Genomic DNA, 11,140 nt, shown 5'->3' with positions numbered 1-11,140 from the left:
GAACCGGTCGTCTCGTTGGGAGAATGAGGAGCAGGAATAATGACCAATAAACATGGTGATTTCATCTGGTATGAATTGTTGACCAGCGATGCCGACGCGGCACAGAATTTTTATGGACCGCTGGTCGGATGGGATTTTGCCGATAGCGGTCAGGCCGACGTCGACTATCGGGAAATTTCGATGAACGGCGGCGGCGTTGGCGGCCTGATGCCTTTGACGCCCGAAATGACCGCCAATGGCGCTCGGCCCTGTTGGCTCGGATATATCAATGTCGAAGATGTCGATCGGATGGCGGAAGCGATATTGTCTGCGGGCGGCAGTGTCCATTTTGAACCAAAGGATATACCCGGTGTCGGGCGCTTTGCTTTTGTTGCCGATCAGCAGGGCGCAATGTTCTACGTGATGAAGCCGACCCCGCCAGCCGGCGATCCGGATGCTATCAGCAAGGCCTTTGCCGCGACAGAGCCGATGGTCGGCCATTGCGCGTGGAACGAGCTTGCCACCAGCGATCCCGAAGCAGCGCTCAACTTCTATCACGATCTGTTCGGTTGGGAGAAGGATGAGGAGATGGATATGGGGCCGATGGGAACCTATACTATGCTGCGGCATGACTTCATGATGGGCGGGATGATGGCCAAGCCCGATGGAATGCCGGTCTCTGCCTGGACCTATTATTTCCGGGTGCCCGATATTGATGTGGCGGTTGATACAATCAAGGCCAAGGGCGGCGAGATCATCGTGGAACCGATGGAGATACCGGGCGGTGACTTTTCGGTGAACGCGATGGATCCGCAGGGTGCGGCTTTCGCTCTAGTTGGTCCGCGGCACTAGACAATTCGCACGCGTTTCACCAGTTCCTGAAACACTACTGACATGATGCTGTCAGTAGGGCTATGATATCTGGTGCTTGTTCAACCAACAAGAAGGAGCAGGCAAATGACCGAGACGACCCGTGACAGACTGGTTTGGGTAGAGATACCCGCAACCGACCTTAACCGTGCCAAAGACTTTTATGAAGCCGTTCTCGAGACAAGTCTCGTCGAGGATAATAATGGCCCGCAGACTATGCAGATGATCCCGAGCAGCGATGGCGCGATGTGCGGCCATCTTTACGAGGGCAAACCCGCGACTGCCGGCGACGGGGTCACCGCGCATCTCTCCGCGCCCGGACAATTGGTCGACGCCATGGACCGGATCAAGGCCAGCGGAGGTGAAGTGGTTTCGGAAACCATTTCCATCCCGTCAGGCGCATTTTTCTATGCCAGGGATACAGAGGGCAACAGCCTCGGTATCTTCAAATATAACGACTGATGCGCAGAGCCGACCGCCTTTTCCAGATTGTCCAATATCTGCGCGGTGGTCGGCTCGTGACAGCGGCCAGTCTGGCCGAGCGACTGGAGGTGTCCGAACGCACCATCTATCGTGATATTGCCGATCTCCAGTCCACCGGCGTCCCGATCGATGGAGAAGCAGGCATCGGCTATATCATGCGCAGCGGCTTTGACCTGCCGCCGTTGATGTTCACCCGCGACGAGATTGTCGCACTGGTTACCGGCGCAAGGATGGTCAAAGCCTGGGGCGGTACGGCGATGATTGCCGCGGCAGAGGAAGCTTTGGTCAAAATCGAGGCGGTCTTGCCCGAAGCCGAGCGCAGGCGCGTTGGCGACACAAAGATATTTTCACCGCGCATGGGATTGGCAGGACAGGCCAGAGAATTAATCGACCGCTGCGAACATGCGATTGATGCTCGAGAAATAGTGTTCCTGGACTATAGCGACGAGGACGGCACCACATCCGACCGAAATGTCCAGCCGCTGGGACTGTGGTTCTGGGGCAAAGTCTGGACCCTGGTCGGGTGGTGCGAATTGCGCAACGACTTCCGGGTTTTCAGACTCGACCGCATTACCGACCTAGTGCCGACCGGTGAAGTCTACAAACCGGAACCCGGGAAGTCGCTCGAGGAATTTTCGCGGCAGCAGAGAGAAAAATACAAGACGCATATAGCCAAGACAAACCAAGGAGAAGAATAAGATGACCCTGAAATTCTATACCAATCCGATGTCGCGCGGCCAGATTGCGCGCTGGGCGCTGCACGAAGCTGGCGCCGACTATGATCAGGTGCTGCTGGAATATGACACCACCATGAAGGCAGCTGCCTATCTTGCGGTCAATCCGATGGGCAAGGTGCCGGCGATTGACCATGACGGCAAGGTCGTGACCGAAGGCGCCGCCATCTGTGCCTATCTCGCCGAGGCCTTTCCCGACGCCGGGCTCGCTCCGACGGCTGAAGAACGGGCCGATTATTATCGTTGGCTATTCTTTGCCGCCGGCCCTCTGGAATCTGCAATCACCAACCGGTCGATGGGCTTCGAGGTCGAGCAGGACAAAGAGAAAATGGCTGGATATGGCAATTATGATCATGTTGTCGATGTGCTGGAAAGCAAATTCCAGACCGATGACTATGTCTGCGGCGCCCGCTTTACCATGGCCGACGTCTATGTCGGCGCACAGGTAGGCTGGGGTACTCAATTTGAAACCCTGCCCAAGCGGGATTCCTTTATCGCCTATGCAAAGCGGGTGACCGATCGTGAGGCTTATAAATCGGCCAAGGCCATCGATGATGCATTAATTGCCGGGAACAGCTGATCGGTAGACCAGGACATTAAAAAGGCCAGATGGTCATCCCATCCGGCCCTTTTTATACTAATTCAAAAACACGCTCATTCGCCGGCGGGAACCTGTTCATCATCAAGGATTGCCGGCCCGGCAACTGCGGCAGCCGGCTGTCCGTATTGAACGTTCCAGGCTTCAAGATCGCGTTCATATTCCTCGTAAGCGAGATAAAAATCGCTGAATGGTTTTTCCAGTTCCATCAAGGCTTGCGCGGCAAATTCGTCAAGTTCTGCAGACTTGGTCACGATCGCCCGCTGGCTGATCTGAACGGCCTGATCGCAAAAGGGACGCCGAAGCGGAGAGAAAGACCAGTAATTATAGAGCTGGGTCTGATGACGATCATGCTCCGTCTTATATCCCGCACCGATATCGCGCTGGAATTTCCGGATGATCGCGTTGTTCGCGTTGCGCAGCGAGGCACTGTTGTTGCCAATGAACGCATTATAGTCGCCGACAAGGCGCTCGTAGAGCGGTCCGGTGCAGCTCAGCGCCGCCACGTTCATCGCCGCCCGGACATGCCACAGGGTCTCGAGCGGTCCGAGATCGCGGTTGATGGTTTCGCGCAGGCCGTCGGCCCGAAGCACGGGAATGACCGACAGGGTACTAGCGCCGAATGGCGGGGTCGGCGCGCGCGGCGTATATTGCGGCTGGACAACCGGAGCGGGTGGCGGCGGCGGCGGTGCCGTTTGACAGGCGGCCAGAAAGGCCAGTCCGCCCGCTGCCAATAGTAGACGCAAATCCTTCAAACGCGGCATCGTATCACTCTCCCAAAACAACAGCCGTTTCCTTATGATTCGCGCTGACGCTTGTCCAGTATTTGCGCTCAAAACTCGACGAACCGCCAAAAGAAAAAGCCCGACAGTTACCTGCCGGGCTTTTTCCATATTCTGGAACGGGATTATTGAGCCTATTCCCGGCCGCCCATGAAGAAGAGCAGGAACTGGAACATGTTGATAAAGTCCAGATACAGGCTGAGTGCGCTCAGAACGACTGTCTTGCCAACCATGTCGGTACCGGCAACATAGGCATACATGCTCTTGATCCGCTGCGTGTCATAGGCGGTAAGGCCGGCGAAGATCAGAACACCGATCGCGCTAATGACGAAGTTCATCATCGTTGACTGCAGGAATATGTTGATCACCATCGCGACCAGCAAACCGATCACGCCCATGATCAAGAAGCTGCCCATGCCGGACAGGTCTTTTTTGGTCGTGTAACCATAGAGGCTAAGGCCGAGGAAAGCGGCTGCGGTTGCGAAGAATGTCTGTGCAATCGAAGCGCCTGTATAGACCAGGAAGATCGTCGACATCGACATGCCCATCAGCGCGGCGAAGCCCCAGAACATTGCCTGGAGGGTAAAAGTCGAGAATTTATTCTGGCCAAAGCTCATCGCGAAAACGATCGCCAATGGAGACAGCATGATCACCCATTTCAACGGACCGCCGCCGAACATGATGTCCTGAGCAAGACCGGAGCTGGCAAACAGCATGGCAACCAAACCGGTGAGCAAAACACCGCTGGCCATGTAATTGTAGACTTTGAGCATATAGGTGCGCAGGCCGGCGTCAAACGCGACCTCCGTCTGCGGCGCGGTGCCCACAGCGGGCTGCCCGAAGGTTGTTCTTGGGTCTTGCCAAGCCATAATATGCATACTCCTCAAATTAGCGAGCCGGTGAATAGGCCCTATTGCTCTCAATATCGGGCAATGACATGTGTTTTTCAAGGAAAACCGGTGGAATTTCTCAAAATAATATCATCAAATATCATAGATAAAATCTATCATCTGGACGCAAATCTGGTTAATTTCACAATCGCAGGACCGGTTTCGGCAATTTGCATTTCCCGGCTTTGGCCTACCGGTTCGCTATCATGCCGCTGTTTGCCGCTTGAAATCAAAATATTCTATCCGCTTTCAAGCAAAAGGCGGATGGTTCTTGCCGCTTCCGTAACCTCTGCCCAGGTCCGGTCAAAACCGTCCGCGTCTCCATAATAGGGGTCGGCGACATCCTCGCCCGCCCTGCCCGCAATATGATCAAACAACAGCGACAGCTTCACCGCCGCATTGGTCGGCCGCATCGCCGTCAAATCGCGCAAATTTTGATTGTCCAACGCGATTATATAATCGAAATCATGAAAATCCGATGTCGTGACCTGCCTTCCGCGCAAATGGCCGATATCGACGCCGTTCTTCGTTGCAACCGCTTGCGCGCGCTCGTCGGGGGCATGGCCGACGTGCCAGTCACCGGTGCCAGCAGAATCAATGACGACATTCAGCCCCGAAGCGGCACATTCCTCGCGCAAGGCAGCTTCGGCCAGAGGAGATCGGCAGATATTGCCGAGGCAGACAAACAGGACCGACTGGTTCATAAATTCACTCTACACTTCATGACAAATTACCAATCAACCCGATCGGTTCAACGACCGCCGGCAAATACGCCGCAGGCTATCCGTCCGCCGCTTTCTCCAGAGGGGTCGGTTTTCAGATCATCCGGGCCTTCATGTACGACAAAAGCCGCACCATCCGCGTCAAGCAGGGCCTTGTCGCCATCGCTGAGCGTCGCCCCGGGAATCATCGCCTCGAGCGCGCCGGTCCCGTCCGCACCAATATCGAGATTGAAGAAATCGCCGGCATGCGCCCCTTGCGGATTGTCAAAGCCATGCGCTTTCAAGGCGGGGTTCCAGTGGCCCCCAGCGGATTTGAAATCGGGACCTTCGCATTTGCCGGTTTCGTGAATATGCACACCGTGCGCGCCCGGTGTCATGCCCTGCGCCGTGATATTGACGAGCAGGCCATTGTCGCCCTGCGCGACAATCACTTCGCCATATTGCGCCTGATCCGCGCCAACCAGCGTCGCGCGCGCAACATTGCCGCTGACTTCGCCGGGAGATTCCGCTTCCTGACCGCATCCGGCAGCGATAAGGGATAACAAGACCACGCCCGATAGGCCGATGTGATGCTGACGCACGAAGCTTCTCCTTGATTTTATTGCTATTGATTGCATGGTAGCAGCCGATCCACCCGCTTGGAACCATTTGTTCTTCTGGCTCCCTCTCGCCGTCTCGCAGGAACCCCGTTGCCCCTATGCTCTATCTGATCGCCCTTGGCTCGAACCAGCGCCACCAGCGCTTTGGGTTGCCGCGCGACATAATTGCGGCGGCATTGCAGCGACTGGCGGGGCAAGGCCTGATCATCGCCGAAGCCTCCGGCGTGATTGCATCCCGCCCGGTCGGACCATCGCAGCGATCCTATGCCAACGCGGTGGCGATCATCGAAACGGCGCAGGAGCCGACCGCCCTGCTGGCCATGCTCCAGCGAACCGAAGCAGAATTCGGTCGGCGCGGTGGTCAGCCATGGTCGCGCCGGGTGCTCGATCTGGATATCCTGCTGTGGAGCGGCGGGGCCTTTGACAGCGGCGCCCCCGACCTCACAATCCCGCATCCGCTGTTGCGCGAGCGCAGCTTTGTTCTGGGCCCTGCAGCGGAAATTGCAGGCGATTGGCGCGATCCCCTGACCGGCCTCACGATCGCCCAATTGGACACCCGCAACCGGCGCCCCAAAAAACGACCGGAAAAAGCGCCAAAGCCGCTTGACCATGCACCAAAGCGTCCCTAGGGAGGCGCTTCCCGAAGGCTTTGTGCACTGCATCAGCCGTTTGAGGGGGCCCTTAGCTCAGTCGGTAGAGCAACTGACTTTTAATCAGTAGGTCGCTGGTTCGAACCCAGCAGGGCTCACCATTTTTATCAATTGCATGACAATAATATGGTGCGTGTCGCTAGCGTGATGACCGCTCCGTCGCGAGCAAGGCATTGGCTGGCGCTGGATGAGAAATTCTCCCCGCCATAAATCGTCTTCCAAATCCAGGCTAGCGACATCTCGCTACAAACTTCAACGAGCATATGGTTCGCAGTTCATGTCCTCCAAACGGATAGTAGCGCTTTTTCCGAAATATTCCCGTTGCTTCACAAAGCGGAATTTGACACATTTCAAATTGATACTGATTCTGAATCGTCACAGCTCGCTCGTCAACAAGAAGCTGGACCGAAAGAGAGGATAGAATATGTTCCGTCAAACCACAGCAAGTCTGATGATCATCGCCGCCGCGCTGGTCGTGCCAAATGCGGCACAAGCCGGGTCTGAGGCCCATCACACCGAGGCGATGCCGATGCCGGCGTTGACAATCTATCATCTCGAGGGCCGACGATCGGAGCGGATTGTCTGGCTGATGGAAGAGCTGGAGCTTCCCTATGAGCTGGAATATGTGCGCGGTGATCTGGGAGCGTCGATGGCAAAAGTGCACAGTCTTGGCCATGAAATGCCGATGGTCCCCACGGTCGTCATCGGCGACCAGATTCTGGTCGAATCCGGCGCGATCATCGAAACGATCCTCAACCGATATGCACCCGGCAAACTGGCCCCTGCCCGTGACAGCCAATATTATCCGGAACATCTGATGTGGATGCACTATGCCGAAGGCTCACTCGCCGCCCGGCTGTTCAGCGATTATAGGGCATGGCGCACCAATCCGCCGACCGTCCGATCGAGATTTGTCGATAGCGAGGCAGTTGTGCAATTTTCGGAAAACCATCTCGCCAAAAACCCCTGGTTTGGCGGATCTGAATTTTCCGCAGCCGACATCATGATGGTTTTCCCGCTCAACGTGGCCACCGGCCTCAATCTCGTCGACGTGGAAAAATTTCCCCATATCGCCGCCTGGAAAGAAAAGATCGCAGCCCGACCCGCTTATCAGAAAATGCTCGCTGTGGCGCGCCCGGACGGGATGATCGGCAACCTGCCGCCGGTCAGCCAGCGCCCTCCTTCGGAACGGTAACCAGGGCTGACCATTCCGGACAAGTCTGATTGGCTAGATGCGCGGCCCGAGCAGAGAAATCCTGCAGCAACGAATTGATAACGCCAAAGGCAAACGAACTGTTTCTTCATCTTCCTGCTTCTTCATCTTCGCCCAGATCGAAAACGACTAGGAACTGGAACAAGCTTTTGGTTTCGTTGTACAGATTTTGCGAACAGGCTGTGTATTGCTTGGCCATCGCTGCAGCTGCTGAGGGGCCTTGCCTATCGAAGCATCCATTGCGGCCAACCCCATCGACCGGCCATCCTATCTAGCTAAGCTGGGCAATCGATGGTCAGCTCGTTCTGCGCCAGATTTAGGTGATCCCTATCGTAGATGTCCGGATAATAGCTCACCGTACCGTCAGCAGATCCCTCCGCTGTAAAATAGGCGACATAGACAGGAAACGGCTTTGTTGTAGACAATGTTGTGGTCTTTCGGCTGGCCAAAATATCATCGACCTGCTCTGCTGTCGCCGATCCCGCGAGCAGTGTTTTTACCAGGTCAATCGCTCCACCGACCCGGATACAGCCGTGGCTGAATGTCCGCACGGGTTCGGAAAACAGTTTTTTGTTCGGCGTGTCATGCAGATAGACGCTATAGGGGTTTGGCATAACCAGTTTCATCTGGCCAAGTGCATTGCCGGGTCCGGGGCGCTGGCGGTACCGGCCATTCTGAAAAACATAACCCCTGCTCCGCGCCCTGGCCGGATTGTTGCGCACCATCGAACCAATTCCTTCCGCAGCAATCGATGCCGGGATTTCCCACCAAGGATTCAGGATCACGCCGCTCACCGTCGCTTCGAAAATCGGTGTTGGAGACTTGGTCTTGCCAACGATGATCGGCCAGGTTTCAAGTTTCCTGTCATTTTCCCAAAGAGTCACTTCAAAGCTGGCGGCGTTCACCAGCAGATATTTTTCGCCCATGATGAGCCGCATCCAGCGCCATCGTTCCAGATTTACCGCCAATGTGGCGCGTTTCTCTTCATCGACTTCAGCAGCATAAGCTTCGCGCAGCGCTCGATAATGGGGGTTGCGCGGACGAAGCGCGTCAAAATAGGCGGTGAGATCGTTGCGGACCAACGCCGTCAGAAGCAATTGCTGCGTGTCGATATGCCGGTCATCACTTTTGATCCGCCATTTCGCCCGAGCCGATGCCGGAGAACATCCTTCCAGATAAGCCATCATCAACTCGTTCGCAGCGACCGAGGCAAGGCGCGACCGGCGGTAAGGATCGGTGGCCGAATTGGGCTGGCGAAAATCGGTTATTTGGCAATTTTCCAGACCGTCAGATGCTCTTGTATCTACCAATTGCCGCAACTCGGAAATCTGGGATTGGGTCCAGATAAGATGATCTTCGGTCTGGGCGGAAGCGGAAGCTGACAGCAAAATTCCGCCTAAAATGGTCAATAACAATCTCATCTGAGCCTTATCCGGACTATTCGCCGGACCGACAATAAGTATTGATACTTAATCCTGTGTACAGGAAAAATCTGCTATGAACGGTGAATGAAGAGAAGAAATTTTATTACCGCCAGTCTGCTGGGCATCACCGGCGCAGCCTATGGACTTGCTTCCCGATCACAGGCCGCCAGCAATAGCGTAACGCCGAATCCGGCGCGCCCCAAAATCGCACCGCCCCCCGGCCCGTCGACCTTGATCGACCGCGCCAAGGCGGCAATGGCGATGCATGAAACATCGTTATTGCACACCGACAGAATCGGAATCGCCGACTATTCGCTCCATTCCGCAAAGGAGCGTTTTCATATTGTTGACCTGTTAAACGGAACGAGCCAGTCCTTTCTGGTCGCGCATGGCAAAGGCTCCGATCTCCGGCATACCGGATGGCTGCAGGAATTTTCAAATGTACCGGGTTCCGAAGCGTCCTCCGGCGGCAGCTACGTCATTAGCGAGACTTATGTCGGCAAGCATGGCACTTCCCGGCGGCTGAAAGGTCTTGATCCCAGCAACAATCTGGCGGAAGCACGCGCGATCGTGATCCACGGCGCCTGGTATGCCGAACAGGAAATGATCAGCTCGCATGGCAAACTGGGGCGCAGCCAGGGCTGTTTCGCCTTTTCTGAGAGTGATCTAGCGATCATATTGGAACAGTTGGGCCCGGGTCGCCTGCTATATGCCGACAAAATATAGCAGGAAAACTAGCTGACTTCGGGGCTTCTGCAATTTTTTGCTATATCGGGAGATTCCAGCGGTTCGTCCGAACGCAACACGTCTGGGCCTGTTCACTCCTAATAAAGCAAGAAGCCATCCAACTCATCATCCGTCTTCGGGTCGTTTGATCGATGGCTCGAGATCCTCGAGAACCTTCCGCGCGTCAAACGCTCGGGATTCGTCCGCACGCATGGTACCGCGGCGCATCACAATTTCAGCTTCCGCCTCGAACCGCTCCACAGTCCGCACGTCGGTATCATAGGACCAGAAGGGATCGCGGCCATACGGGTGCCACGTTGACCAAACTCCACTGCGATAATAGCGCCAGTGCGGCCGCCAGTTAACATAGCTCGAACCGTACCAGGGCTCGTAGCGTGGGACGCGGTCCACATAAGTCCGACGATCAGTTTCGGTCGTATGGTCGGTGATCCGGAACCAGTCATATCCGCTCTGAACCGTGAGTTCGGCAGCCCGATACAACAAATAACCCTCCACCGTTTCACGCGAAGTGAGCGTATTCCCCGCAAAATGCACGCGATAGCGTTTGTCACCAAGCCGGGTTTCAGAATAACCGCCAGAGATCCGCTGCCCAGGGAGTTCCGGCTGATAGGGTGTTGCCGTAGCGCAAGCGAATAGCAGCAATGTCGCAAGCAGCCCGGTTGCTGTTGAGACGGGTTTGTAGAAGATTTTCCGATCCATCATGGTCTGTCCCTTCTGTGATCGCCGGTGCAACGGCTCAGAATAGGGGCATTCTCGAATTTCGCCCGCCAATTGTCGCTACGTAATTATTCGTAAGTCTTATTGTCTGTGAACGATGGTCGTTGGGAGAATGGATTCAACACACAGACTTATGATTGGTGGACGGTCGCGCTCATCTTTGCACCGGGCGCGGGCGCTCAGGGTCCGTAACAATACCTATCGTCCGAAGTGCCTTCACAACCTACAAAGTCTGCAGCTAAATCACGTGATGGGAGAATGATATGCTGGTGCGCAAGGATAGCAAGATAATAGCGGTCGATGGCTCCCGCATGGCGATGTTTAAAAATGTCGGAGAAGCCTTTGCACCTGTGCTCGAGCTTATCGAGGAACATAAAAACCCTTCGCTGCGTACGTCTGAGCTCGGGACCGATAAACCGGGCCGGAGCTTTCAGTCCAAATCGCCGCACCGCGGTACCCATGAGCTGACGGATTTACAGCAGCAGGAAGAAGACCGCTTCGTGACCGAAGTGGCGCATAGGATCGAGAAAATTGTCGCGAACACAAAAGCTGGCGTCGTGCTGATCGCCGCGCCGCGCGCACTGGGCGTTATACGCAAACATCTGAAATCCGATACCAGCGCAAAGCTGCTCGCAGAAATTCCGAAGGCCTTCGGGCCGGATGAAGCCAAATCACTCGCGAAAATGCTCACCAAACATGAGGTCTGATGGCGCTGTCGCCAGGTGCTCTTTG

General features: G+C 55.6%; 14 protein-coding genes and 1 tRNA gene. 9 read left to right on the top strand and 6 right to left on the bottom strand.

Going from position 1 to position 11,140, the window contains the following annotated elements; genetic code table 11:
- Positions 1 to 39 precede the first annotated feature (39 nt).
- The 4 genes from WBM93_RS01900 to WBM93_RS01885 all read left to right on the top strand — a co-directional run bounded on the left by WBM93_RS01900 (position 40) and on the right by WBM93_RS01885 (position 2,646).
- Entirely contained in the window at positions 40 to 831 is a 792-nt protein-coding gene (locus WBM93_RS01900) for a VOC family protein (RefSeq protein WP_424427603.1), read from the top strand.
- A gap of 105 nt (positions 832 to 936) precedes the next feature.
- Entirely contained in the window at positions 937 to 1,311 is a 375-nt protein-coding gene (locus WBM93_RS01895; RefSeq protein WP_424427601.1) for a VOC family protein, read from the top strand.
- Entirely contained in the window at positions 1,311 to 2,030 is a 720-nt protein-coding gene (locus WBM93_RS01890; protein WP_424427599.1) for a helix-turn-helix transcriptional regulator, read from the top strand. Before WBM93_RS01895 ends, WBM93_RS01890 begins: the two co-directional genes overlap by 1 nt.
- Before the next feature lies 1 nt (position 2,031).
- On the top strand, positions 2,032 to 2,646 hold the full coding sequence (locus WBM93_RS01885) for a glutathione S-transferase family protein (RefSeq protein ID WP_424427597.1): 615 nt from the start codon (positions 2,032 to 2,034) through the stop codon (positions 2,644 to 2,646).
- A gap of 74 nt (positions 2,647 to 2,720) precedes the next feature.
- Here the strand turns inward: WBM93_RS01885 and WBM93_RS01880 are convergent, their stop codons facing one another.
- The 4 genes from WBM93_RS01880 to WBM93_RS01865 form a co-directional block, all read right to left on the bottom strand.
- The gene (locus tag WBM93_RS01880; protein ID WP_424427595.1) at positions 2,721 to 3,428 is read right to left on the bottom strand and encodes a hypothetical protein; all 708 of its coding nucleotides are present in this window, start codon (positions 3,426 to 3,428) and stop codon (positions 2,721 to 2,723) included.
- 152 nt (positions 3,429 to 3,580) lie between these two features.
- Positions 3,581 to 4,324 (bottom strand): Bax inhibitor-1/YccA family protein, encoded by a 744-nt coding sequence (locus WBM93_RS01875; protein ID WP_424427593.1) that lies wholly within the window; start codon positions 4,322 to 4,324, stop codon positions 3,581 to 3,583.
- Between the two features lie 251 nt (positions 4,325 to 4,575).
- Complete coding sequence (locus WBM93_RS01870) at positions 4,576 to 5,040, bottom strand: low molecular weight protein-tyrosine-phosphatase (protein WP_424427591.1); 465 nt, start codon at positions 5,038 to 5,040, stop codon at positions 4,576 to 4,578.
- A gap of 47 nt (positions 5,041 to 5,087) precedes the next feature.
- The gene (locus tag WBM93_RS01865; RefSeq protein ID WP_424427589.1) at positions 5,088 to 5,639 is read right to left on the bottom strand and encodes a superoxide dismutase family protein; all 552 of its coding nucleotides are present in this window, start codon (positions 5,637 to 5,639) and stop codon (positions 5,088 to 5,090) included.
- A gap of 116 nt (positions 5,640 to 5,755) precedes the next feature.
- Here WBM93_RS01865 and folK point away from each other — a divergent pair, with 116 nt between their 5' ends.
- The 3 genes from folK to WBM93_RS01850 all read left to right on the top strand — a co-directional run bounded on the left by folK (position 5,756) and on the right by WBM93_RS01850 (position 7,502).
- Entirely contained in the window at positions 5,756 to 6,286 is a 531-nt protein-coding gene (gene folK / locus WBM93_RS01860) for a 2-amino-4-hydroxy-6-hydroxymethyldihydropteridine diphosphokinase (RefSeq protein WP_424427587.1), read from the top strand.
- 46 nt (positions 6,287 to 6,332) lie between these two features.
- Positions 6,333 to 6,408 (top strand) — tRNA-Lys (locus tag WBM93_RS01855).
- Between the two features lie 323 nt (positions 6,409 to 6,731).
- Positions 6,732 to 7,502 (top strand): glutathione S-transferase family protein, encoded by a 771-nt coding sequence (locus tag WBM93_RS01850; RefSeq protein ID WP_424427585.1) that lies wholly within the window; start codon positions 6,732 to 6,734, stop codon positions 7,500 to 7,502.
- 293 nt (positions 7,503 to 7,795) lie between these two features.
- On the opposite strand, the gene WBM93_RS01845 is transcribed toward WBM93_RS01850, so the two are convergent.
- Entirely contained in the window at positions 7,796 to 8,929 is a 1,134-nt protein-coding gene (locus tag WBM93_RS01845; protein WP_424427584.1) for a L,D-transpeptidase family protein, read from the bottom strand.
- A gap of 99 nt (positions 8,930 to 9,028) precedes the next feature.
- On the opposite strand from WBM93_RS01845, the gene WBM93_RS01840 reads away from it, so the two are divergent.
- Positions 9,029 to 9,670, top strand: coding sequence for a murein L,D-transpeptidase catalytic domain family protein (locus WBM93_RS01840; RefSeq protein ID WP_424427582.1), 642 nt, complete (start codon positions 9,029 to 9,031; stop codon positions 9,668 to 9,670).
- A gap of 126 nt (positions 9,671 to 9,796) precedes the next feature.
- Here WBM93_RS01840 and WBM93_RS01835 read toward each other — a convergent pair whose 3' ends face one another.
- The gene (locus tag WBM93_RS01835) at positions 9,797 to 10,393 is read right to left on the bottom strand and encodes a CC0125/CC1285 family lipoprotein (protein WP_424427580.1); all 597 of its coding nucleotides are present in this window, start codon (positions 10,391 to 10,393) and stop codon (positions 9,797 to 9,799) included.
- A 278-nt stretch (positions 10,394 to 10,671) separates the two neighbouring features.
- Here WBM93_RS01835 and WBM93_RS01830 point away from each other — a divergent pair, with 278 nt between their 5' ends.
- Complete coding sequence (locus WBM93_RS01830) at positions 10,672 to 11,115, top strand: host attachment protein (RefSeq protein ID WP_424427578.1); 444 nt, start codon at positions 10,672 to 10,674, stop codon at positions 11,113 to 11,115.
- Positions 11,116 to 11,140 lie beyond the last annotated feature (25 nt).

The sequence above is a fragment of the Parasphingorhabdus sp. genome (assembly GCF_049667325.1).
In the GTDB taxonomy this organism is placed as follows: Bacteria; Pseudomonadota; Alphaproteobacteria; order Sphingomonadales; family Sphingomonadaceae; genus Parasphingorhabdus.
This window is presented reverse-complemented; position numbering and strand designations above follow the sequence as displayed.

Excerpts from the sequence above, each read along its gene's own strand:
- WBM93_RS01900 (WP_424427603.1), top strand. The coding sequence starts at position 40 with ATGACCAATAAACATGGTGATTTCATCTGGTATGAATTGTTGACCAGC.
- WBM93_RS01895 (WP_424427601.1), top strand. The coding sequence starts at position 937 with ATGACCGAGACGACCCGTGACAGACTGGTTTGGGTAGAGATACCCGCA.
- WBM93_RS01890 (WP_424427599.1), top strand. The coding sequence starts at position 1,311 with ATGCGCAGAGCCGACCGCCTTTTCCAGATTGTCCAATATCTGCGCGGT.
- WBM93_RS01885 (WP_424427597.1), top strand. The coding sequence starts at position 2,032 with ATGACCCTGAAATTCTATACCAATCCGATGTCGCGCGGCCAGATTGCG.
- WBM93_RS01880 (WP_424427595.1), bottom strand. The coding sequence starts at position 3,428 with ATGCCGCGTTTGAAGGATTTGCGTCTACTATTGGCAGCGGGCGGACTG.
- WBM93_RS01875 (WP_424427593.1), bottom strand. The coding sequence starts at position 4,324 with ATGCATATTATGGCTTGGCAAGACCCAAGAACAACCTTCGGGCAGCCC.
- WBM93_RS01870 (WP_424427591.1), bottom strand. The coding sequence starts at position 5,040 with ATGAACCAGTCGGTCCTGTTTGTCTGCCTCGGCAATATCTGCCGATCT.
- folK (WP_424427587.1), top strand. The coding sequence starts at position 5,756 with ATGCTCTATCTGATCGCCCTTGGCTCGAACCAGCGCCACCAGCGCTTT.
- WBM93_RS01850 (WP_424427585.1), top strand. The coding sequence starts at position 6,732 with ATGTTCCGTCAAACCACAGCAAGTCTGATGATCATCGCCGCCGCGCTG.
- WBM93_RS01840 (WP_424427582.1), top strand. The coding sequence starts at position 9,029 with ATGAAGAGAAGAAATTTTATTACCGCCAGTCTGCTGGGCATCACCGGC.
- WBM93_RS01835 (WP_424427580.1), bottom strand. The coding sequence starts at position 10,393 with ATGATGGATCGGAAAATCTTCTACAAACCCGTCTCAACAGCAACCGGG.
- WBM93_RS01830 (WP_424427578.1), top strand. The coding sequence starts at position 10,672 with ATGCTGGTGCGCAAGGATAGCAAGATAATAGCGGTCGATGGCTCCCGC.